This is a genomic window from uncultured Pseudokineococcus sp. (assembly GCF_947495735.1).
In the GTDB taxonomy this organism is placed as follows: Bacteria; Actinomycetota; Actinomycetes; order Actinomycetales; family Quadrisphaeraceae; genus Pseudokineococcus.
Genome location: NZ_CANMAA010000005.1, coordinates 164,886 through 187,522 on the forward strand (window position 1 = coordinate 164,886; position 22,637 = coordinate 187,522).

17 protein-coding genes are annotated in these 22,637 nt (G+C 76.7%); 10 read left to right on the forward strand and 7 right to left on the reverse strand.

Annotation, left to right across the window (positions count from 1 at the left end; all coding sequences use genetic code 11):
• Nucleotide 1: 1 nt before the first annotated feature.
• Both Q0848_RS09560 and Q0848_RS09565 read right to left on the reverse strand, forming a co-directional pair.
• The gene (locus Q0848_RS09560; protein ID WP_299036935.1) at nucleotides 2-676 is read right to left on the reverse strand and encodes a tripartite tricarboxylate transporter TctB family protein; all 675 of its coding nucleotides are present in this window, start codon (nucleotides 674-676) and stop codon (nucleotides 2-4) included.
• Entirely contained in the window at nucleotides 673-1,653 is a 981-nt protein-coding gene (locus Q0848_RS09565) for a tripartite tricarboxylate transporter substrate binding protein (RefSeq protein WP_299036937.1), read from the reverse strand. Before Q0848_RS09565 ends, Q0848_RS09560 begins: the two co-directional genes overlap by 4 nt.
• A 230-nt stretch (nucleotides 1,654-1,883) precedes the next feature.
• Here Q0848_RS09565 and Q0848_RS09570 point away from each other — a divergent pair, with 230 nt between their 5' ends.
• Nucleotides 1,884-2,273 carry a universal stress protein gene (locus Q0848_RS09570; protein ID WP_299036939.1) on the forward strand — a complete coding sequence of 130 codons (390 nt, stop codon included), beginning with the start codon at nucleotides 1,884-1,886 and terminating at the stop codon, nucleotides 2,271-2,273.
• Here Q0848_RS09570 and Q0848_RS09575 read toward each other — a convergent pair.
• On the reverse strand, nucleotides 2,251-3,639 hold the full coding sequence (locus Q0848_RS09575; protein WP_299036941.1) for an MFS transporter: 1,389 nt from the start codon (nucleotides 3,637-3,639) through the stop codon (nucleotides 2,251-2,253). The two genes, Q0848_RS09570 and Q0848_RS09575, sit on opposite strands and share 23 nt — an antisense overlap.
• Before the next feature lie 152 nt (nucleotides 3,640-3,791).
• Entirely contained in the window at nucleotides 3,792-4,220 is a 429-nt protein-coding gene (locus tag Q0848_RS09580; RefSeq protein ID WP_299036943.1) for a hypothetical protein, read from the reverse strand.
• A gap of 197 nt (nucleotides 4,221-4,417) precedes the next feature.
• Here Q0848_RS09580 and Q0848_RS09585 point away from each other — a divergent pair, with 197 nt between their 5' ends.
• Nucleotides 4,418-6,301, forward strand: coding sequence for a dihydroxyacetone kinase subunit DhaK (locus Q0848_RS09585; RefSeq protein ID WP_299036945.1), 1,884 nt, complete (start codon nucleotides 4,418-4,420; stop codon nucleotides 6,299-6,301).
• A gap of 136 nt (nucleotides 6,302-6,437) precedes the next feature.
• Here Q0848_RS09585 and Q0848_RS09590 read toward each other — a convergent pair whose 3' ends face one another.
• Entirely contained in the window at nucleotides 6,438-6,905 is a 468-nt protein-coding gene (locus Q0848_RS09590; protein ID WP_299036947.1) for a hypothetical protein, read from the reverse strand.
• 430 nt (nucleotides 6,906-7,335) lie between these two features.
• Between Q0848_RS09590 and Q0848_RS09595 the strand changes: the two genes are divergently transcribed.
• The 3 genes from Q0848_RS09595 (at nucleotide 7,336) to Q0848_RS09605 (ending at nucleotide 10,191) form a co-directional block, all read left to right on the forward strand.
• Nucleotides 7,336-8,532 (forward strand): S8 family peptidase, encoded by a 1,197-nt coding sequence (locus Q0848_RS09595; protein ID WP_299036948.1) that lies wholly within the window; start codon nucleotides 7,336-7,338, stop codon nucleotides 8,530-8,532.
• A 91-nt stretch (nucleotides 8,533-8,623) separates the two neighbouring features.
• Nucleotides 8,624-8,911, forward strand: coding sequence for a PhoD-like phosphatase N-terminal domain-containing protein (locus tag Q0848_RS09600; protein WP_299036950.1), 288 nt, complete (start codon nucleotides 8,624-8,626; stop codon nucleotides 8,909-8,911).
• Nucleotides 8,857-10,191, forward strand: a complete 1,335-nt coding sequence (locus Q0848_RS09605) for an alkaline phosphatase (protein WP_299036952.1) — start codon at nucleotides 8,857-8,859, stop codon at nucleotides 10,189-10,191. The genes Q0848_RS09600 and Q0848_RS09605 overlap by 55 nt, the downstream gene beginning before the upstream one ends.
• Nucleotides 10,192-10,228: 37 nt before the next feature.
• Here Q0848_RS09605 and Q0848_RS09610 read toward each other — a convergent pair whose 3' ends face one another.
• Nucleotides 10,229-10,588: a MerR family transcriptional regulator gene (locus tag Q0848_RS09610; RefSeq protein ID WP_299036953.1), complete on the reverse strand. Its 360-nt coding sequence runs from the start codon at nucleotides 10,586-10,588 to the stop codon at nucleotides 10,229-10,231.
• 53 nt (nucleotides 10,589-10,641) lie between these two features.
• The gene (locus Q0848_RS09615) at nucleotides 10,642-12,390 is read right to left on the reverse strand and encodes a SulP family inorganic anion transporter (protein ID WP_299036955.1); all 1,749 of its coding nucleotides are present in this window, start codon (nucleotides 12,388-12,390) and stop codon (nucleotides 10,642-10,644) included.
• A gap of 279 nt (nucleotides 12,391-12,669) precedes the next feature.
• Here Q0848_RS09615 and Q0848_RS09620 point away from each other — a divergent pair, with 279 nt between their 5' ends.
• The 5 genes from Q0848_RS09620 to Q0848_RS09640 all read left to right on the forward strand — a co-directional run bounded on the left by Q0848_RS09620 (nucleotide 12,670) and on the right by Q0848_RS09640 (nucleotide 22,586).
• Entirely contained in the window at nucleotides 12,670-15,030 is a 2,361-nt protein-coding gene (locus Q0848_RS09620) for a bifunctional diguanylate cyclase/phosphodiesterase (protein WP_299036958.1), read from the forward strand.
• A 714-nt stretch (nucleotides 15,031-15,744) separates the two neighbouring features.
• Entirely contained in the window at nucleotides 15,745-17,562 is a 1,818-nt protein-coding gene (locus Q0848_RS09625) for a cellulose synthase catalytic subunit (RefSeq protein WP_299036960.1), read from the forward strand.
• Complete coding sequence (locus Q0848_RS09630) at nucleotides 17,559-19,448, forward strand: galactose oxidase-like domain-containing protein (protein WP_299036961.1); 1,890 nt, start codon at nucleotides 17,559-17,561, stop codon at nucleotides 19,446-19,448. Before Q0848_RS09625 ends, Q0848_RS09630 begins: the two co-directional genes overlap by 4 nt.
• On the forward strand, nucleotides 19,445-20,488 hold the full coding sequence (locus Q0848_RS09635) for a glycoside hydrolase family 6 protein (protein WP_299036963.1): 1,044 nt from the start codon (nucleotides 19,445-19,447) through the stop codon (nucleotides 20,486-20,488). The genes Q0848_RS09630 and Q0848_RS09635 overlap by 4 nt, the downstream gene beginning before the upstream one ends.
• A gap of 199 nt (nucleotides 20,489-20,687) precedes the next feature.
• Entirely contained in the window at nucleotides 20,688-22,586 is a 1,899-nt protein-coding gene (locus Q0848_RS09640) for a glycoside hydrolase family 13 protein (RefSeq protein WP_299036965.1), read from the forward strand.
• The last annotated feature ends 51 nt before the right edge of the window (nucleotides 22,587-22,637 follow it).

Below are 22,637 nucleotides of genomic sequence, written 5' to 3' on the forward strand. Positions count from 1 at the left end.
GTCAGAACGCTCCCAGGACGCCGGCCGGCAGGTTCAGGCCCAGGCCGGCGCCGAAGGCCAGCTGGACGATCGAGGCGATGGCGAGCGCCACCCCCAGGTCGAAGAGACGACGACGGCTGCCCAGGGCCTGGGCCACCCCCCAGAAGAGCCAGGTGCCGGCGAGGATCCAGCCGAGCGGCTGGAGGACCACGATGAAGGTCGCGAAGGCCGCGGCGACCAGCAGCGCGGAGCGCCAGTCGGTGCGGGCGCCCTCGTCGGTGCGGTCCTCCGTCGTGCCGGGGACCTGCAGCGGCGCGCCCGTCGTCCCCCCGGTGGGGGCGGCCCCGGCGCCGGCGGGGTGGGTGCCGCGCCGCGCCGCCGCCCTCCGCTGCCGGACGGCGTCCACCACGAGGCCGACCGTGGTGAACCAGGCCAGCACCACGATGAGCGTGGGCACGAAGGCGGGCCCGGGGCCCTCCTCCGCCTCGACGGCGTCGAGGGTCAGGAGCCCGTACGTCAGGAAGAGCGCGAACCCGGCGACGACGGCCGCCACGGCGAAGGAGCCAGGGGACGGCCCGGGCGCGGCGAGCGCCTGCGGCGGCTCGTCGGCCAGGTGACCGTCGTCCAGCCGCTCGTCGGTCGGCGGCTCGTCGGCCGAGGCGGGGTGGCTGCCGCCGCCCGGTGCGGGCCGGCTCACAGGCCGGCCTCCTCGAGGATCGCCTGGATGCGGGCGACCTCCTCGTCGATGAAGTCGGCGAAGTCCTCCCCGACGAGCGTGACGTCGACCCACTGGTTGCGCTCGACCGTCTCCGCCCACTCCGGGGTGGCCACGGTCTCGGCGACGATCGCCTCGAGCTCGGCCCGCTCCTCCTCGGTCAGTCCGGGCGGGGCGAGGAGGCCGCGCCAGTTGCCCTGGTGGACGTCGTAGCCGAGCTCGTAGAGCGTCTCGACCCCGAGCTCGGGCTGGGGCTCGGGCGCCGAGAGGGCGAGGGCCCGCAGCGCGCCGGCCTCGATCTGGTCGGCGAACTCGTTGTAGCCGCTGATGCCGACGTCACTGGCCCCCGAGAGCAGCGCCTGGATGGCCTCGCCGCCGCCGGAGTAGGCGATGTAGTTGACGTCCGTGGCCGGGACGCCGACCTCCTGGGCCAGCTGCGCCGCCAGGAGCTGGTCGGTGCCGCCGAGCGAGCCGCCGCCGACGGCCACGGCGCCCGGGTCGGCCTGCCACGCGGCGGCGAGGTCGTCGACCGACTGCAGCGGCGAGTCCGCCGGCACCACGATCACCTCGTAGTCGTCCGTCAGCCGAGCCAGCGACGTGACGTCGTCGAAGCCGACGGGGCTGTCGTTGATCTCGACGCCGCCCACCATGACCGTCCCCGTGATCATGATGACGTCGCCCTGGCCCTCCATCTGAGCCAGCTGCGCGAGCCCGATGGTGCCGGCCGCCCCGGGCACGTTGACCACCTGGGGGTTGGTGACGACGTCGGTGTCGCGCATGGTCGCCTGCAGCTGGCGCGCCAGCCCGTCCCACCCGCCGCCGGTCGAGGCGGGGGCGATGATCGTCAGCCCGGTCCGCGCCCCGGAGAGCGTCCCCGAGCTCCGGGCGTCCCAGGCCGCCGCCCCGACGAGCGGCACCAGCAGCACCACTCCCACGATCCCCGCCGCGCGTCGTCGCACGTCGTCACTCCCGTCCCCGGCGGTCCTGGCGACCGGCCTCGTCGGCTGCGGCCCGGCGCACGTCGCCGGGTCGCTCTCGCCGCGGACGCTACTCGCGCGCGGCTGCTCGCCGGCGCACGCGGCGCCCGGCCGCGCGCGTGACGTCTGCGACAGCGGCGGCGCGGGATCGGGGCCCCGCCGGCGTGGTAGCAAGAGGCACCGGCGGAGGTCCTGCCGGTGCGGGACGGGTGGTGGTGGACGTGGCGGTCCTGGTGGGCTGGTCGGGCACGGTCGAGGGTGCGGCGGCGCTGGAGCGCGGTGCGGCCGAGGCGCTGCTGCGCGGCCTGCCGCTGGCGGTCGTGGACCTCAGCACGCGCGACGACGGCGGCGAGGCGGCCCGGCGCGCGGTCGCGGCGCTCGAGCCGGCGCCCGCGTCGGCGCAGGTGCTGCGGCGCCCGGAGCACCAGGACCCGGTCGACGCCCTCCTCGACGCCGTGCCGGGCGCCGGGGCGGAGCTGCTCGTCGTGGGGACGCGCCGTCGCTCGCCCGTCGGCAAGTTCCTCATGGGCAGCACCGCCCAGCGGATCATCCTGGGCTCCGACGTCCCCGTCCTGGTCGTCAAGGCCGGCCGGGAGGGCTGAGGCCCCCCGCGGCGCGCCCTCCGCGGGGCTCGTCCTCGCGCGCGGCCCCGGCGTCCAGGACGGGCACCGAGCTGCCCGGGTCGGGCGCTCCCCCCGGCGCGCCGGCGTCCGGCACGGGGGCGTCCGGCACGTGGGCGTCCGGCACGGGGGCCGCAGGACCGCGGCTGACCCCGCGGGAGGCCGCCAGGCCCACCAGCGCGGCGGCGGCGACGGCGAGCACCGCCACCGGGTTCGTCCAGGCGGCCGCGACGGCGCCGACCGCGACCGGGCCGAGCGTCGCGCCGGCCCCGCGGGCCAGCGACTCGGCCGCGGTGGCGCTGCCGCGCAGGTCGGGGAACCACCCGATGCCCAGCGCGGTGGACAGCGGCATCATCGCCCCGAGGAAGCAGCCCACCAGGAGCAGGCCGGCGGCCTGGGCCGCCTCGCCCGCCCAGGCCGTGGCGCCGGCGTGGAGCAGGACCGCCAGCGGCAGGCCGAGGTACAGGCGCTGGTAGAGCGACTCCCGGGTGCGGCGGCGCAGCAGCTGCCGGGCGAGCGAGGAGCCGGTGAAGACGCCGACCGGGATGAGCACCGACAGCAGGACCCGCTCGGCCGCCGAGATCGTCGCCGAGCGCTCCTCGAGCAGCAGGCTCACCCCGAAGTGGGAGCCCTGGATCACCAGGCCCAGCACCAGCGAGCCCAGCATCAGCGCCAGCACGCGTCGCTGGCGCACCAGCCCGCCCACCTCCCGGGCCATCCGGCGGGTGTCCGGCGGGGCCGCGCCGGCGGGGCGGGCTCCCGCCGTCCGCAGCAGCGGCGAGCGCAGCGACACGGCCAGCATCGCGACGCCGTAGACGGCGAGGACGGCGAAGACCCAGCGCGGGCGCCCCGCCGAGGCCGCCAGCGCCCCCAGGGCCAGGGCGCAGGCGGCGCCGACGCTCATGAAGGTCTGCAGCAGCGAGAGCGTCCGGTCGCGCCGGACGTCGTCGTGGCGCGCGGCGTCGCTGACGACCACGTACGCGCAGAGCATCGCCGCCGAGCTCGTGAACCCGGTCACGAGGCGCCCGCCCAGCAGCAGCGCGTAGGTCGGGTCCAGGCACAGGGCCAGCGAGGCCAGGGCGTTGACGAGCAGCGCGAGCGGCAGGACCCGCCGCACGGGGTGCAGGTCGAGCAGGGGGCCGAGGACGAGGCTGCCGACCGCCGCGGCGAGGGCGTGCGCGCCGACGGTCAGGCCGACCTGCGGGCCGGTGAGGCCGATCTGGGCGCCGAGGACCACGGACACCGGGATGTAGGAGAGCCCGCTGAGCGGGCCGTAGAGGACCAGGACGCCGGCTCCGAGGGCCCCGGCGCTCCTCCGGCGCCGCGGCGGCGCCGCTGCACCCCCCATGCGCGCCCCCTCGTGCGTCGACGTCCGCTCGCCGGCCGGTGCGTCCCGCGGGCGTCGGTGCTGCGCGGGCAGCATGCCCCCTCGGCCGGGGCGGCGGCGCGGCGACCCCCGGCGCGTGGTCTCCGCCGACGAGGCCCCGGTGCCGGGGCGGCTCAGCCGTCGGAGCGACGCGCGCCGACGCCGACGGCGGCCGCGAGGAGCCAGGCGGCCCCCACGACGACCGAGAGCGCGAGCGGCACGTGCACCGCCAGCGACGCGTGGTCGCCGCTCCAGGCCTGGAGGAAGGTCAGGCCGAGGAGCACCACGGCGAGGGCGGCGACCCCCCGGCTCCCGCCCGAGCGCAGGTCCACCAGGGCCGCGACCGCGGCCAGGCCCGACACCACGTGCAGGACGACGGCGCCGGCGCCGTGCGCCCCCACCGCGGCGCCCGCGCCGAGGAGCTGCCCCGGCCCGAGGAGCTGCCCGGCCGTGACGAACTGCGCCACGACCGCGAGGAGCGTGAGCGCCGCGGCGACCTGGAGCCCTCGCCGGGCGGGGGACGGGTGAGCGGCCCGGGGGCTCGCGCTCGTGGTGCCGGCCATGGGTGCCTCCTGGGGTCGCCGTCGCCGTGCATCCTCCCTTCGTCCCCGGTCGGCGCGCGGACGGGTCGGCGACCGCGCCGGCCGGCAGGGGGGTGCAGGGCGGCAGGGGGGTGCAGGGCGGCGCCTTGCCGGGAGCGGGCCCGGCGCCCAGGATCGCCGTGCCGCGCGGTGCCCACTCCGCGCGCGGAGGAGGAGCAGTGAGCGCCCCGTTCGCCCACCCCGACCACGAGCCCGTCGCCCGCGCCGCCGCGGGCTTCGCGCGCGCCCACGCCGACTCCGTCGCGCTGCGCCGCGACCCGCTGCACCTGCTGGCGCGCACGCGGCACGCGGGCCGGCGCGTCGGCCTGGTCTCCGGCGGCGGCGCCGGGCACGAGCCCCTGCACGTCGGCTTCCTCGGCCCGGGCGCGCTGGACGGCGCGGCGCCGGGGATGGTCTTCACCTCCCCGCACAACCGGCAGGTGCTCGAGGCCGGGCGCGCGGCCGCGGGGCCGGACGGGCTCGTCCTGGTCGTCAAGAACTACACCGGCGACGTCATCAACTTCCGCATCGCCGCAGAGCGCCTGCGCCTGGACGGCGTCGAGGTCGGCGAGGTGCTCGTCGACGACGACGTCGCCACGGACTCGGCGGACAACGCCGCCGGACGGCGCGGCACGGCGGCGACGGTCGTCGTCGAGAAGCTGCTGGGCGCCGCCGCGGACGCCGGCCGCGGCGTCGCGGAGCTCGTCGAGCTCGGCACCCGCGTCACCGCGGCGAGCCGCAGCCTGGCCGTGGCCTCGCGCGCGCAGACCGACCCGGCCACGGGCGAGCCCGCGTTCGCCCTGGGCCCGGACGAGCTGGAGCTGGGCGTCGGCATCCACGGCGAGCGGGCCGAGCGCACGGTGGCCCGCCCTCCGCTGCCCGAGCTCGTCGAGGACCTCGTCGGCCAGGTGCTCGCCGCCCTGCCGGCCGCCGGCGACGGGGGCGAGGGCGTCCTGGTCCTCGTCAACGGCCTCGGCGCGACGACCCAGCTCGAGCTCTACGCCGTCCTCGAGGAGGTCGCCGAGGCCCTGGGGCGCCGCGGGGTCGCGGTCGCCGACGCGCTCGCGGGCACCTACGTGGCGGCGCTGGACATGCACGGCTTCTCGGTGACGCTCACGGCCCTCGAGCCCGGGTGGCTCGACCTCTGGCGGGCCCCGGCGCGCACGCCGGCCCTCCCCGCGACGGGAGGGGGCCCCGCGGGCGCGGGGAGCGAGGTCGTCGCCGCCCCCTGGGCCGTGCGCGGCGCGGAGGGGGGCGGCCTCGAGGAGGGCGGCGCAGGGGAGGGCGGCGCAGGGGAGGGCGGCCCCGAGGGGGACAGCCAGGGCGACGAGGGCTCCGGGGACGACGTCCCCGCGCCCGCCGCCGACGGCTCCCAGCCGCCGGGCGCCTCGGCGCCCGAGCGGGCGCTGCGCCGCTGGGCGGGCGACGTCGAGGTCGCGCACGGCGACCTGACGCGGCTGGACCGGCTCGCGGGGGACGGCGACTTCGGCGACAACATCCGCGGCGGCCTGCGCCGCGTCGTCGCCCGCCTCGACGAGGAGCCGGCCGACGCCCGCACGGGCGCCGAGGCGCTGGCCCTGGCGGGGGAGGTCTTCCTGGACGAGGTCGGCGGGACGAGCGGTCCGCTCGTCGGCCTGCTCCTCGCGCAGCTGGCCGCTGCGGTGGAGCGCGCCGGCGGTCACGACGACGACGGGGAGGCCTGGGGCTCGGGCCTGCGCGGGGGCCTCGCGGCCGTCCAGCGCGTCGGCGGCGCCCAGCCCGGCGACCGCACGCTCGTGGACGCGCTCGAGCCGGCGGCCCGGGCGCTGGAGGGCGGCGGGTCCCTGGCGGACGGCGCCGCGGCCGCGGCCGAGGGGGCCCGCAGCACGACGGACGTGCGGGCCCGGCGAGGGCGGGCCGCCTACCTCGGCGACCGCGTCGTCGGCGTCCCCGACCCCGGTGCCGTCGCGCTCGCGATGCTGCTGCGCGCGGCGGCCGGCACCGTCGCCGGCGCCGGCGCGCAGGACGAGGGTGCGGGCGACCTCGTCGACGCGATGCTGGCCACGGACCCCGCGGGCGGCTGACCCGCGGGCCGTCGACCTCGCGTCCGTCGACCTCGCGTCCGGGGCCGGCGACCCCGGGCCCCGGACGCACGAGCGGCCGCGTCCTGGGGAGGACGCGGCCGCTCGTGGGGGCCCCGCGCGGTGCGGGGCGGGTGGGTCAGGAGCCGGTGGGGATCTCGACGTCGGTCGGGACCTGGTCGCGGAGCTGCTCCACGCGCTGCTCCAGGCGCTCGACGGCCTGGTCGTCGTTCAGGAACGTCGAGACGCCGATGACGCCGAGCAGGCCGAGCAGCAGCACCAGCACCGACATGACGAGCCCGGCGATGGCCAGGCCCTTGCCGGTGACGCCGCGGCGCTTGGTCATCGTGAGGCCGGCGACGCCCAGGAGGATGCCGATGACCGCGAGGACCAGGGCGAGGGGCGCCAGGACCAGCGTCAGGAAGCTCAGCAGCGCCGAGAGCCCGAAGACGAGCGCGAACGTGGCCGCGGCGCTGGTCTTGGCGGGCTTGGGCTCGCGGACGTCGTCACGCTCGGTGAGGCGCGCGTCGTGGCGACGCGCGTCCTTCTCGTCGTGGCGACGAGCGCCGCGGTCGTCGGGGCGGGGCTCGTGGACGGGCTGGGCCATGGAGGCTCCTCAGGAGAAGGTGGTGGGGCTGCCGCTCAGCGCGGGGGGGACTCCCGGTCGCGGGAGTCACCGCACGGCCGCTGCTTGGCGCGCGCTTACACCGGAAACTACGGGCTGACCTGCGACGGCGCACCTCAGAGCGGGCCCGCCCCGGCCGGTCCGTCGCCCGCCGGTCGCCGTCGGCGACGGGGCTCCAGGGACAGACCCGGACGAGCTGTCCGCGGGGCCGACCCTCCGGGAGTCGGGCCGCAGGTGCTCACTGGAGGGTGTCCAGTGTGCTCGGGGCCGTTGACGCCCGCGGCGGGCGACTCGTACTTTCCGTCGTGCGCTCACCGAGCGTCATGACCGCGACGTTGCGTCATCTCCGGCGTCGTGATCGGTCCTGGCCGAGCCCGGACGTCCCCGGCTCACGCACCCCCGAAGAGGCCCCGTGACCCAGCACGCCACCTGCGCCCCCCGGTCCGTCCTGCGCACCCCGCTCGTCGCCGTCGCCGCGGCCGCCCTGGGCCTCGCCGCAGCGGGCCCCGCGGCGGCCGCCCCGCCGCAGCAGGCGCTCGTCGCCGTCCAGTCCGCCGGGGCGGAGGCCATCGAGGGCAGCTACATCGTCACGCTCACCGGCGGCGCCGACGCGGAGGCCGTCGCCGAGGACCTCGGCGTCGTCCCCGACGAGGTCTACGACGTGGTCGTGGACGGGTTCGCCGCCGACCTCGACGCCGCCGAGCTCGCCGAGTTGCAGCGCGACCCCGACGTCCTCGCCATCGAGGAGGACGCGGTCGTGACGCTCGACGCGACGCAGCGCGTCGCCGTCGGCGGCGGCCTCTACGGGCTCGACCGCATCGACCAGCGGAACCGTCCGCTCTCGGGCACCTACACCTACGGGACGACGGCGTCCGGGGTGACGGCGTACGTCATCGACACCGGCATCGCCACCGCGCACCCCGACTTCGGGGGCCGCGCGAGCAACGTCTACGACGCGCTCGGCGGGAACGGCCAGGACTGCAACGGCCACGGCACCCACGTCGCCGGGACGGTCGGCGGGGCGACCCACGGCGTCGCCAAGGGCGTCCGGCTGCGCGGCCTGCGCGTGCTCGGCTGCGACGGCAGCGGCAGCACCTCCGGGATCATCGCGGCCGTCGACTGGGTGCGCGCCAACGCGGCGAAGCCGGCCGTGGCCAACATGAGCCTCGGCGGCGGGTACTCCGCCGCCCTCAACCGCGCCGTGGACTCCCTGGCTGCCTCCGGGGTCTCGGTCGCCGTGGCGGCGGGCAACGAGAACCAGGACGCGTGCGGCGTCTCGCCGGCCTCGGCCGCCGGGGCGCTCACCGTCGCGGCCTCCGACAAGGCGGACGCCCGGGCGTCCTTCTCCAACTACGGCTCGTGCGCCGAGATCTACGCGCCCGGCGTCGACATCACCTCGACCTGGCTCTCGGGGGGCACGCGCACCATCAGCGGCACGTCGATGGCGAGCCCGCACGTGGCCGGCGCCATGGCGCTGGTCAAGGCGCGCTACGGCGACCTGCCGAGCAGCGAGGTGAGCGCCACCCTGGTGCAGGGCGCGACGACGGGCGTCATCTCCCGCAACGTCGGCTCGACCCCGAACCGGCTGCTGTTCAAGGGCAGCCTCTGACGGCACCGCGCCCTCCCGGTCACCGGGCGTTCGCCGGACGCCCGGTGACCGGTGGCCCGCCGGCCACCGGGGGCGGGCTACACCTGCTCCCATGAGCGCCGTCGTGCCCGTCACCCCCGTGGAGCGCCGCCGCTTCCTCGCCGCGGTCGGCGGCGTCGCCGGTCTGGCCGCCGCCGCGCAGGTCGTGGGGGAGGGGTCGGCCTCGGCCTCCGTCGTCGACCGCGAGGACCCGTTCACCCTCGGCATCGCCTCGGGCGACCCGGCCCCGGACGGGTTCGTGCTGTGGACCCGCCTGGCGCCGAGGCCCTTCGAGGTGCGCGGCGGATGCCCGCGCGCGCCCGCAGCGTCTCGTGGCGCGTGGCCCGCGACGAGGCCATGACGGAGGTCGTGCGCACCGGCCGGGTGTACGCCACCCCCGAGCTCGGCCACTCCGTCCACGCGGAGGTCGCGGGGCTCGAGCCGGGCCGGGAGTACGGGTACCAGTTCCGCTCCGCGGGCCACCTGTCGCCCGTGGGCTGCACGCGCACCCTGCCCGCCGCCGGGTCCCCGGTCTCGCGGATGTCCTTCGCGTTCGTCTCCTGCCAGGACTACGCGAGCGGCTACTACCCGTCCTACCGGCAGATCGCCGAGGACGACGTCGACCTGGTCGTGCACCTGGGCGACTACGTCTACGAGGGCGCGATCGCGGCGACGGCCGGTCTGCGGGGCACCCCCGTGCCCGAGCCCGCCCGGCCCGCGCCGCGGACCCTCGAGCAGTGGCGCCTGCGGTACGCCCTGTACAAGACCGACCCCCAGCTGCAGGCGGCGCACGCGCGTCACCCCTTCGTCGTCACCTGGGACGACCACGAGGTGCAGAACGACTACGCGGGCGAGCTGTCGCAGTACGAGGGCGACATCTCGGCCCTGAGGGCCGCCGCGTACCAGGCCTACTACGAGCACCAGCCGCTGCGGCGCTCGTCCATCCCCACGTCCGCCGGGATGCAGCTGTTCCGCCGCCTCCACTACGGCGACCTGGTGCAGCTCGACCTGCTCGACGGCCGCCAGTACCGCGACGTCCCCCCGTGCGGCTGGGGCGAGGCGCAGGCCTGCGCGGCGGCCTACGACCCGGCCGTCACCATGCTCGGCCACCCGCAGGAGCGGTGGCTGGAGGCGGGCCTCGCCGCCTCGACCGCGCGCTGGAACGTGCTCGGCAACAACGTGATGGTGGCTCGCCTCGACCACGACGGGGAGGCCGGCGAGCTGCTCTGGAACGACGCCTGGGACGGCTACCCCGCAGCGCGGACGCGCCTGACCTCGCACATCGCCGACGCCGGTGTGCGCAACGCGGTCTTCGTCACCGGGGACTGGCACTCGACCTTCGTCAACGACGTCCGCCGCGACTTCGACGTCCCGGACTCACCGGTCGTGGCGACCGAGTTCGTGGGGACGTCGGTCTCCACCAACGGGGACCGGCCCGTGTACGGGCCGATGATCGGCTTCAACCCGCACATCCGCTTCTTCGACGGCGACCGCCGCGGCTACGTGCGGTGCACCCTCGACCGCGACCTGTGGCGGACCGACCTCGTGATGAGCACGACGGTCAGCACGCCCGAGGCGCCGTCGTACGTCCTCGCCTCCTTCGTCGTCGAGGACGGAGTGCCGGGCGCGCAGCGCGTCTGACCCGTCCCCCAGCGGGAGGGTCAGCGCGAGCGGAGGGTCAGCGCGAGCGGAGCACGCCGAGGAGCTCCTCGGCCATGGCGACGCGCTCGAGCATCCGCGCGCGGGCGTCCTCGGCCAGGCGCACGAACTCCGCGAGCCGGGCCCGCAGCTCGGCCTCCTGCGCCCCCGAGGTGCCGGGCAGCGCGTCGGTGACCTCGAGCAGCTCGCGCATCTGCTCGAGGGTGAAGCCCAGGGGCTTCATCCGCCGGATCACCATGAGCCGCGCGACGTCGCCCTCGGTGTAGAGCCGGAACCCGCCCTCGCTGCGCGCCGACGGGCGCAGCAGGTCGACGTCGTCGTAGTGCCGCAGCGTGTGCAGCGACAGGCCGGTGCGCTCGGCGACCTGGCCGATCTGCATCGGGCGCGTCCCGCCGCCGGCGCCCCCCTCGGGGGCACCGGGGCGCCCGGCGCTCAGTGCCCCGCCCCGAGGTGGCCGGCGAGCTGCTCGTGCCGGCGGGCGCTGTGCTCGTCGAGCCCCGTGATCGTCACGGTCTTGCCGCGGGAGGCGTACTTGGTCTCGATGGCGTCGAGCGTGGCGACGGTGGAGGCGTCCCAGACGTTGGCGCCGGACAGGTCGATGACGACGTTGCGGGGGTCGTCCACGTAGTCGAACTGGTGGACCAGGTCGTTGCTGGAGGCGAAGAACAGCTGCCCGGTGACGGCGTAGACGCGGGTGTCCTCGTCGGGGGTCGAGATCTCGGTGACCTCGGTCAGGTGCGCGACGCGGCGGGCGAACAGCGTCATCGCCACGAGCACCCCGACGACGACGCCGTAGGCGAGGTTGTGCGTGAGCACCGTGACGGCCACGGTCGAGAGCATCACCAGCGTCTCCGAGCGGGGCATCCGGCGCAGGGTGGCGGGTCGGACGCTGTGCCAGTCGAAGGTGCCCACGGAGACCATGACCATCACGGCCACGAGGGCGGCCATCGGGATGATGCCCACGAGGTCGCCGAGGACGACGACGAGCAGGAGCAGGAAGACGCCGGCGAGGAACGTGGAGATCCGGGTGCGGGCGCCGGAGGACTTCACGTTGATCATGGTCTGGCCGATCATCGCGCAGCCGCCCATGCCGCCGAAGAAGCCGGTGACGATGTTGGCCCCGCCCTGGCCCCAGGCCTCGCGGGTCTTGTTGGAGCCGGTGTCGGTGACGTCGTCGACGAGCTTGGCCGTCATCAGCGACTCGAGCAGCCCGACCACGGCGACGGCCGCGGCGTAGGGGGCGATGACCTGCAGCGTCTCCACCGAGAACGGCACGTCCGGGAGCAGCAGGGACGGCAGGTCGGAGGGCAGCTCGCCCTGGTCGCCGACGTCCGGGACGGCCACCGAGGCCAGGACGACGAAGCCGGTCAGGGCCACGATGGCGACCAGCGGCGCCGGCACGGCGGTGGTCAGCCGCGGCAGCAGCACCATCACGGCGATCCCGACGGCGACCATCGGGTAGACCACCCACGGCACGTCGCGCAGGTAGGGGAGCTGCGAGGAGAAGATCAGGATCGCCAGGGCGTTGACGAAGCCCACCATCACGCTGCGCGGGATGAAGCCCATCAGCCGCGCGACGCCGGCCAGGCCCAGCACGACCTGGATGACCCCGCCGAGGACCACGGCGGCGAAGAGGTACTGGACCCCCTGCTCGCGCACCAGCGGCGCGATGACGAGGGCCGTGGCGCCGGTGGCCGCCGAGATCATCGCCGGTCGGCCGCCGAGGAACGAGATCGTCACGGCCATGGTGAACGAGGCGAAGAGCCCGAGCCGCGGGTCGACGCCGGCGATGATCGAGAAGGCGATGGCCTCCGGGATGAGCGCCAGGGCGACGACGAGGCCGGCGAGGACCTCGATGCGCAGGCGCCGCGGGTCCTTGAGGGCCTCCAGCACCGAGATGCCGCCGTGCGGACGGCGCGGCGCCGTCACGCGGAGGCGCTCGCCGGCCGGCGCGCCCGGCCCGCGCTCGCCGTCCGACTCCGCTGCCCGCCGCTCTCCCGCCGACGCCACCAGCCCGCGCTCGTGCGCCGACTCCGTCGGCCCGGGGGGCACCGCGCCGACGGTCGCGCCGTCGGCCGTCGTCGCCGCGGCGAAGGAGCGGGGGGCTCCGCCGTCGGGGGAGGCGCTCCCGCCGTCCGGGCCGGTGTCGCCGGGGGTGTGGTCGGGCGTGGGCGAGCTCATGCGGATCTCCGTCCTCGGGCGCAGCGCCGCGGGCGGACGCGCCCGCTCGTCGCGGGAGGCGCGCCGTCACGCCGGTGGGTGCTGCAGGTGGAGGAGCTGGGACGGCCGCTCCGCGCGCCGGGGCGGCCGGGGTCGCGCGGACCCGTGCGGGGCGGGTCAGCACCAGGTCCGGACCCTACCGTCGCCCGAGGGTCGGGTGGCGCCGCGCCGTCGCGACCAGGCGGGTGACGGCGGCTGGGGGCGCTGCACCGGAGGCGGGTCCCGGCCGACAGAGGGGGTGTGGTCCTGCCAGCGGCCGCCCGCGGGCGGCGACGTCCCCGCTCCGGGCGACGCCGTGCTGCCGAGGCGGCGCTGCTCGCCGTCCTCGCGGTCGCCTCGGTCGTCGCCTCGCTGCACCGCGGGCCGGAGGCCGGCGGCGCCTGGCCCGTCGTGGCCGCCCTCGCACCGCTGGCCGCCGTCGCGGTCGTCACCCGGCGCGCCCGGGGGACGACCGACGAGGGGCCCGTGTGGCGCTGGTACGCCGCGGGCGGCGCCGTCGTGGCCGTCGCGGGCGTCGCGGACGACGTGGTGCGCGGGCTCGGCGGCACGTCACCGGTGCCGCTCGTCGACCTCGGCGGGCTCGTGGGCGCCGGCCTGCTGTACCAGGGGCTGCTGCACTGGAACCGCTACCGCGGGCCCACCTCCGGACCCGGCGACTGGTTCAACGGCCTGAGCGCCGTCCTGTGCGTCGCCGCGCTCGGCACGCTCGCCCTCCGCTGGTCGGGCACCGAGCCGCCGGGCGACCTCCTCGCGACCCAGGTGTGGCTGCTGTCCCTGGCGGCGGCCGCGATGTTCGTGGCGACCCTGCCCACGGTGGCCTCGCTCGCCGGGCTCCTGGCCGACGTCCGCATCTGGGCGCTGACGACGGCCTCCGCCGTCGTCGTCGTGGCCGTCGCGGCGCGCCTGGTGCACCCCGGGTCGGAGGCGACGCTGACGCGCGCGGCGTGGACGGTGCTGCTGGTCGTCATCGCCCTCGCGAGCATCACCACCCTGGGCGCCTCGTCCACGCCGAGGCCGGCGACGACCCGGGCGTCCACCGGCGGCGCGCTGTTCGTCCTGCTCTTCGCGCTCTCGCTGCTGGTCGTCTCCCGGGGGCGGCTCACCGCGGAGTCGCTGCTGCCCACCGCGTACGGGGTCCTGGCCGTCCTCGGCGTCGCCGCCCGCGCCGTGCACCTGGTCAGCGACCTCAGCCAGCTCGCGGTCCGCCGCCACGAGGCCCTCACCGACGACCTCACCGGGGCCGGCAACCGCCGGGGCCTGACCCGGCGCCTGGGCGAGGCCGCGCGCCAGCGGCGCACGGGGCTGCTGCTCGTGGACCTCGACCGGTTCAAGGAGGTCAACGACCGCTACGGCCACGCGGTCGGGGACGCGCTGCTGCAGGAGGTCGCCACCCGCTTCCGCGGCGTCCTCCCGGGCGACGCCTACCTGGCCCGCCCCGGCGGTGACGAGTTCGCCGTCGTCCTCGGCCCGCGCTCCGCCGCCTCCGCGCACGAGGTGGCTACCGCCGTGGCCCGGGCCCTCGCCCGACCCGTCATCGTCGGGGAGCGGCGCCTGCAGGTCGGCGGCAGCATCGGCGTGGCCGGCGGCAGCCGGGGAGAGGACGTGCCCGGGGAGGAGCTGCTGCGCCGGGCCGACGTCGCCATGTACACGGCGAAGGCGGCGGGCGGCGGGATCAGCCGCTACGACCCCGACCTCGACGCCGCCGCCCGCGAGAGCGCCCGCCTGCTGGAGGAGCTCCGGGCGCTGCTGTCCGAGGGGGAGGCCGCGGGCGCCGGCCGGCTCGTGGTGCACCACCAGGTGCAGCTCGACGCCGCGGGCGCCGTCGCGGGCACCGAGGCGCTCGTCCGCTGGGAGCACCCGCGCCGCGGCCTCGTGCCGCCCGACGCCTTCCTGCCCCTCGCGGAGCAGCACGGGCTCATGACGGGCGTCACGACGCTGGTGCTGCGCCGGGCGCTCGAGGACGCCGCGCGGTGGCGCGTCCCCGGGGCGCGGCTGCGCACCTCCGTCAACCTCTCCACCGGCTGCCTGTCCGACCCCTTCCTGCCCGACTTCGTCGACGAGGTCCTCGCGGCGACGGGCACGCCCGCGTCCTCGCTGGTGCTCGAGATCACGGAGACGACGCTGATGGCGGACCCGGAGCTGGCGGTGGAGGCCGCGCGCCGGCTCGTCGCCCGCGGCGTGCAGGTCAGCGTCGACGACTACGGCACCGGGTACTCCTCGCTCGCCTACCTGCAGGACCTCCCGGTCGCCGAGCTCAAGCTGGACCGGGCCTTCGCCGCGCGGGTCGTCGACGACGAGCGCACCGCGGCGATCGTCGGCGGCACGGTGGACCTGGCGCACCGCCTCGGGCTGCGGGTGGTCGCCGAGGGCGTCGAGGACGAGGCCACGCTGGCGCGCCTGCGCGCGCTCGGCTGCGACGAGACGCAGGGGTACCTCCACGGGCGGCCCGTCCCGGCCGAGGAGGTCCCGGTCGCGCTGCTGGCCGGGCGCTCCGACGGGCCGGTGACGGGGTCTGGGACCGAGGCGTCCTCCTCGCCGCCCGCCGTGCCCGCGCAGTCCCGCGCCTCGACGTCGGAGCGCCGCGCGGCGTCCCGTCCCTGACGCGGGGGACCGCCGCGGCGCGGCCTCGTGAGTCGTCGACCACGTCGTCTCCGGGGTTCCCCCCGCGTCGTGTCGACGTCGTGCCGTCGAGAGGGCGCACCCCCCGCGTCGTGTCGACGTCGTGCCGTCTGGGGCGAGTCGTCGACGACGCCCTCTCCGGAGCCCGCGGCCCGCGGGCGTCGTCGACGAGTGCTCGTCAGGAGACGGCGCGCACCCAGGATCGGTAGGCGGTGGGCGAGAGGCCCCCGGAGGAGCAGCTGCCGCGTCGCGACCCGGGATGGCGTAGACGACGAGGACGCCGGCGCGCCCGCCCGCCCTCGCCGCGCCGGTGCAGCGGGCGGCCTCCGCGCGGACGGAGCGCTCGTCCAGCCGGTCGCCGACCCGCAGCGACGTCGCGGGGGTCGCCGTGCGCAGCTCGAGCGCCCGCAGGGCCGGGTCGCTCCAGCGCTGGGCGTCCCGCAGCGCCCCTGCCGACCGGCGACCTGAGCACGACTTCACCGCCGCCGTGCATCACGCAGAGTGAGCGCATCTGCCGCACCGAGGCGCCGATCAGGACCAGGTGCACGGCCCTCTCGTCGACGCTGGGTGAGCTGGGCTCGCTGCTCGCGCGCAGCGCGTCCTGGCGAGGTGACGCGCAGTCGTGTTTCAGTGGGTCCTCACACGCACGCAGGGGTCAGCGCCGATCACCTCCCACCACGTCCACCGGGAGATCCGTTGACCGACGCCGACGAGGCACCGCCCGGCCTGGCCGCCGGCGCGATCGACTACGAGCCGTACACCCGGCTCGCCGGCCCGCTCACGGAGCCGCCGGAGGGCGACTACGTCGTCGAGCACGTCAACCTCATCGCGCGCGACCGGCGCCGCGTCGGCGCCTACGTGATGCTCGCCGCCGCGCTGGTGTTCGAGGTGGTCTTCCTCGTGTGGCTGCTCAACCCGAGCCACCTCCCCACGCGCACCGGGGACTGGACCTGGTACCTGTCGATGGGGCTCGTCGCGTCGATCGGCCTCATCGAGACGATGCGGCTGGTCAACGTGGCCACGCTCGTGCGCGCCACGGTCTCGAGCGCGGACCCGGTGCCCGTGCGTCCCGAGGCCGGGCACCGCGTCGCCTTCATCACGACCATCGTGCCGGGCAAGGAGCCCGTGGAGATGGCGGAGAAGACGCTCGCCGCGGCGCGCGACGTCCGCTACGACGGCGTCCTCGACGTCTGGCTGCTCGACGAGGGCGACGACGACGAGGTCAGGGCGATGTGCGCGCGCCTCGGCGTCCACCACTTCAGCCGCAAGGGCGTCGACGAGTGGAACCAGCCCTCGGGCCGCAACAAGCGCAAGACCAAGCACGGAAACTACAACGCCTGGCTCGACGCCCACGGCGACGACTACGACTTCTGGGTCTCGGTCGACACCGACCACGTCCCGCGGCCGGAGCTCGTCGAGCGCCTGCTCGGCTACTTCCGCGACCCCGACGTCGCCTTCGTCGTCGCCCCGCAGGTCTACGGCAACGACGACGACTTCATCACCAGGGCCGCGGAGTCCCAGCAGTACCTGTTCCACTCGGTCCTGCAGCGCGCCGGCAACCGCTGGGGCTGCCCCATGTTCGTGGGCACCAACAACGCCGTCCGCATCTCCGCGCTGCGCGACATCGACGGGCTCGCCGACTCCATCACCGAGGACGCCGCGACGTCGCTGGTGTGGCACACGCGCGACAACCCCGCGACGGGGCGCCGGTGGAAGTCGGTCTACACGCCCGACGTGCTGGCCGTCGGCGAGGGCCCGGCCTCCTGGTCGGACTACTTCACCCAGCAGAACCGGTGGGCCCGCGGCACCAACGAGGTGATGCTCCGCTCCTTCCACCGCTTCGCCCCGCACCTGGGCTGGGGACGTCGCCTGCACTACGCGCTGCTCATGAGCTACTACCCCTCCGCGGCGCTCTCGTGGGTGCTCGGCTCGTTCAACGTGGCGATCTACTTGGTCACCGGCACGGGCGGCGTCGTCGTCGCGGCGAACCTGTGGCTGATGCTCTACGTCAACGCCGCGGTCCTGCAGGTGGCCATCTACTTCTGGAACCGCCGCTACAACGTCTCGCCGCACGAGGAGGAGGGCAGCTCCGGCGCCCTCGGCATGCTCGTGTCGGTCCTGTCGGCGCCGATGTACGTCGTCGCCCTCGTCGACGCGGCCCGTGGCCGGGACGTGCCCTTCGCCGTCACCCCCAAGGGCTCGGACTCCGCGGGCGACCAGTGGGCCGTCTTCCGCAAGAACCTCACCTGGGGCGTGCTGCTGCTCGTCTGCTTCGCCGTGTCCCTGGTCCTCGGCCACGACTCCGCGGCGATGCGCACCTGGGCGCTGCTGGCCATCACGACCAGCTTCCTGCCGGTCGTCATCTGGCAGCTCGGGCTGCTGCGGGAGCGCCTCCGGCGCCCCGACGCCGCGCCCGCCCCGATCCCCGTGCAGCGCCGCGCCGCCGCCGGCAGCAGTCCCGCCGGCAGCCGCGCCACCGCCACCGCCTCGAGCACCCTGGAGCCCACCTCGTGAAGCGCGCCACCCTCCTGAAGACCCGCAACCGGGCGCTCGTGGTGTGCGCCGCCGGGCTGGTCGTCGCCGTCAACGCCCAGCCGGCCACCGCCGGCGCCGGCGCCCTGCGCGTCCTGTGGGTCGAGTCGCGGTCGGACTACCGCGCGGCCCACGGCGCGTGGGAGACGGTGGAGCTGCCTGCGGACCTGCACCTCGACGTCGTCTCCGCGACGCTGCTGCCCACGGGCGAGGTCCTCATCGTCTCCGACGCGGAAGACACGGCCGGGGCGCCCACGACGGTGCTGTGGGACCCCGTCACCGAGGTCGCCGCGGAGGTCGAGACGCCCGAGGGCCTGCTCGGCGGCGGCCAGGTCCTGCTGCCGGACGGGGACCTCCTCGTCGCGGGAGGGACGGCGCACCGCGAGGTCCTGGCCGAGGACGTCGTCCGCGCCGCCGGCGTCGTGGCGCTCGTCGCCGACGCGACCGCTGCGCGGGCCACCGAGGTCGTCGAGGGCACGGTCCTCGTCGACGAGAGCACCGGGCTCGCCTACCGGACCACCGAGACCGTCACCGTGCTCCCCGCGGCGGGAGCGGCGGAGGTCGGCCCGGTGACGGACGTCTGGGTCGAGGCGGTCGAGGAGGGTCCGGACGCCGTCCTCGAGGGCGAGGTGCACCGCCTGCGCCCCGAGGGCCAGGAGGCGGCCGGCGTCTCCGGGCGGGCGGACGCCCTCACCCTCGCCAAGCAGGAGAACCGCGGGCTCGACGCCGCCCACGTGTTCGACGTCGAGGCGGAGGCCTACCGGCCCGCCGCGGACCTGACCACGGGCCGCTGGCGCCCGACGCTCGTCCCGACGGCGGGGGGCGACGTCCTCGCCGTCTCCGGGCTCGACGAGCACGGCGCCCTCCTCGACCAGGGCACGGGGACGACCGAGGTCCTCGACGTCGAGACCGGCACGTGGTCGGCGCGCCCCGACCTCGGCCGCGCCTTCCCGACCTCGCCGTCGCTGTTCACCGGCATGACCGGCGAGGTCCTCTACTCCGGCTCCAGCGCGGGCCACGGCCCCGTCGACCGGATGCGCACCCCCGGCGTCTGGGACCTGGCCGACGACTCGTTCGAGGAGATCCCCGGTCTGCGGGACCCGGACATGACCGAGACGTCGTCCTCGGTGCTGCTGCCCCCGGCCCAGGACCAGAGGGTGCTCGTCGCCGGCGGCGGGAGCGCCGGGGACGCCGAGGGCTCCACGGACCGGATGGACGTCGTCGACTTCGCCGCCCGGACGACATCCCCCGCCCCCGACCTGCCCGCCGCCGCCCGGTACGTGTCCTCCGTCGTCCTGCCCTCGGACGAGGTGCTGCTCACCGGGGGCTCGGGCGACTACCGCGGCCGCGGCGGGAGCGACGTGCTCGCGGCGACCCTCTACGACGCCGCCACCGGGGAGACGACGGAGGCCGCCCCGCCGCGCGTCGGCCGCAACCACCGGTCGCAGGCGCTCCTGCTGCCGGACGGCCGCGTCCTGACCGTCGGCTCGTCCCCCCTGTACGGCGACCCCGAGGGGGAGTCGGCGGGCACCGCCGAGCAGCGCCTGGAGATCTACTCCCCGCCCTACCTCTTCACCTCCGAGGAGCGCCCGGTGCTCGGCGCGGCCGCGCAGGAGCTGGAGCTGGAGCGAGGCACGACGCAGGAGGTCCCCGTCACGGGCGACGTCGCGGCGGCCCGCCTCGTGCGCCCCGCCGCCTCCGGGCAGGCCGAGCAGCGCTCGGTCGAGCTGGGCGCCGAGGTCGTCGGCGGCGGGGTGCGGCTGACCGTGCCCGCGAGCGCGGCCCTGACCCCGAGCGGCTGGTACCTGCTGTTCGTCGTCGGCGAGGACGGGACGCCGTCCGAGGGCCGCTGGGTGCGCGTGCCGTGAGCGGGGCCCTGCGGGGCGCCCGTCCCGCGCGCACGCGGCCGGTCGTCCTCGGCGTGCTCTGCGCCGGCGCCGTCTCGGCCCTCGCGGCCTGCTCCGCGGTCGGGGGGCCGGCCGGCACCGAGGCCTCCTCCGGCAGCGCGCTGGCGGGGTCGACGTTCTACCTCGACCCCGCCGGTCCCGCGCCGGCGCAGGTCGAGGCGTGGCGCGGGGAGGGCCGCGACGCCGACGCCGCCGACCTGGCGCCGCTGGCGGAGCAGCCCGTCGCCACGTGGTTCTCCGGCCAGCAGGAGGACCCCTTCCTGGCCGCGCAGGAGCTGACGACGGCCGCCGAGGCGGCCGGCGAGGTGCCGGTGCTCGTCGCCTACAACCTCCCCGACCGCGACTGCGGCTCCTACTCCGCGGGGGGCGCCGCGGACGCCGACGCCTGGTTCTCCTGGCTCGGGTCGCTGGCCGCGGGCCTGGAGGACCGCCCGGCCGTCGTCGTGCTGGAGCCGGACGCCGTCGCCCACGCGCTGCAGGGCTGCTCCGGGGAGTCCGCGCAGGAGCGGTTCCGGATGCTCGCCGCGGGCGTGGACCTCCTCCAGGAGCAGGAGGGCGCCCGGGTCTACGTGGACGCCGGCCACTCCGGCTGGCTCGAGGACCTCGACGAGCTGGCCGCCGCGCTGCGCGCCAGCGGCGTCGGGCAGGCCGACGGCTTCGCGCTCAACACCTCGAACTTCCGGACGACGGAGGACTCCCTCGCCTACGGCGAGCGGCTGTCCTCCCGGCTCGGCGGAGCGCGCTTCGTCGTCGACACCGGCCGCAACGGGGCCGGGCCCTCGGGCGCCCCCGAGGGCAGCGCGGACGACTGGTGCAACCCGGCCGGCCGCGCGATCGGCGCCGCCCCCACCGCCGACGTCGACAGCCCGCACGCCGACGCCCTGCTGTGGGTCAAGCAGCCCGGGCACTCCGACGGCGCCTGCCGCCCGGGCGAGCCCGAGGCCGGCACCTGGTGGCCCGAGCAGGCCCTCGACCTGGCGCGCCGCGGCGCGGGCGCCTGAGAGCATCACCGCCGCACGTCCGCTTACGCACGTCTCCCCGGAGGAGTCCCCACCCATGCGCGCCCGCTCGTCCACCGACCCGTCCCGCGCCGGGGACCGCGCGCCGCACCGGCTCCCGAGGGGGGTCTGAGCCGCCGTGGACCTCGACGACCACCGGAGCGGTGCCGACGACCTCGACGGCACCGGGGATCCTCTGCGGATGCACACCGAGCACGACGGCTTCCAGCGGGCGAGCCCGCCGGGGGACCGGGTCGAGTGGGAGGGCCTCGAGCGGGCGATCGCCGAGCGGGAGCTCGCCCTCCTCGACGGGACCGCGGGAGACGGCGACGAGAGCGAGATCGGGGGTCCAGCCGGTGACCCGTCCGGCCGATACCCCCGCATGGCCACCACCGCCACGGACCTCGCCCCCCTCGCCGCCCCGTCTGCGGGCCTGCCCCGCCAGCGCGCGGTCTGCGGCTCCGCGCCCGCCGCGCTGCCGGACGTCCTCGTCGCCGGCGGCACCGCCGACGGGTGGTGGCGCGACGCCGTCGTCTACCAGGTGTACCTCCGCTCGTTCGCCGACGCCGACGCCGACGGCGTGGGCGACCTCGCCGGCCTGCGCGCCCGGCTGCCGCACCTCGCCTGGCTCGGCGTGGACGCGCTGTGGATCACCCCGCACTACCCCTCGGGCGGCGCCGACGGCGGCTACGACGTCTGCGACTACCGCGACGTCGACCCCGAGCTGGGCACGGTCGACGACGTGCGCCTGCTGGTCGAGGACGCGCACGCGCTCGGGCTGCGGGTGCTGCTCGACGTCGTGCCGAACCACACCTCCGACCGCCACCCGTGGTTCGAGGCCGCGCTCGCCGACCCGAGCAGCGAGCACGCCCGCAAGTACGTCTTCGCGCCCGCCTCGCCGGAGCCGCCGAACAACTGGGTCAGCCTCTTCGGCGGCAGCGCGTGGTCGCGCACCCCCGACGGCCGCTGGTACCTGCACCTGTTCTCCCCCGAGCAGCCCGACCTGGACTGGCGCGAGCCGTCGGTGGCCGAGGACTTCGAGGAGACGCTCCGCTTCTGGCTCGACCTGGGGGTCGACGGCTTCCGCGTCGACGTCGCCTACGGGCTCTTCAAGGACCCCGAGCTGCGCGACAACCCGGGCACCTACTCGCCGACGCTCTTCGGCCACGGCGACGAGCAGCGCCACACCTGGGACCAGGCCGAGGTGCACACCGTCTGGCGGCGCTGGCGCGCGCTGGTCGACTCCTACGAGGGCACCGGCGGCGGGCGCCGCATGCTCGTCGGCGAGGTCTGCCTGGCCGACCTCGACCGCGTGGCGGCCTACGTCCGCCCGGACGAGATGCACCAGGCCTTCGCCTTCCGGCTGCTGAAGTCGCCGTGGGACGCCGCGTCCTTCGCCGAGGGCGTCTGCTCGGCGCTGACGGCGTTCGACCGCGTGGGCGCCCCGGTGTCGTGGGTGCTCGGCAACCACGACAAGGACCGGCAGGTCACCCGCTTCGGCGGTGGCGCGCACGGCCTCTCGCGCGCCCGCGCCGCGGCGATGCTCGTCCTGGCGCTGCCCGGCTCGCCCTACCTGTACGCGGGCGAGGAGCTCGGCCTGCCGCAGGTCGTCGTCCCCGACGAGGCCAAGCAGGACCCGATCTTCCACCGCTCCGGCGGGCTCCGCGCCGGCCGCGACGGCTGCCGCATCCCCATGCCGTGGAGCACCGGCCCCGCGGCCGGCTTCTCGGGCGAGCGGGCCGTCGAGCCGTGGCTGCCGCAGCCGGAGGCCTGGGACGAGCTGTCCGTCGAGCGCCAGGCGCAGGACCCGACGTCGACCCTCTGGCTGTACCGGACGGCGCTCGTGCTGCGCCGCGAGCTGCGCGCCCTCGGTGGCGGCCGGGCGTCGGTCGAGCGCTCCGGCGACGTGCTCGCCGTCCACCGCGGCGACGAGGCGACCGGCTCGCTCACCTGCTGGGTCAACATGGGCCACGAGGCCGTCGCCGTCCCCTGCGCCGGGGACGTCGTGCTGGCCTCCGAGGAGTCGGTGACCGCCGGCGACGGCTGGGTGCACCTGCCCGCCAGCACCGCCGTCTGGGTCTCCGAGCCCGCGCGCGCCTGACCCTCGTCGGCCGCCAGGCGACCTGCAGAGCTCCCGATCACCGGGCGTCGT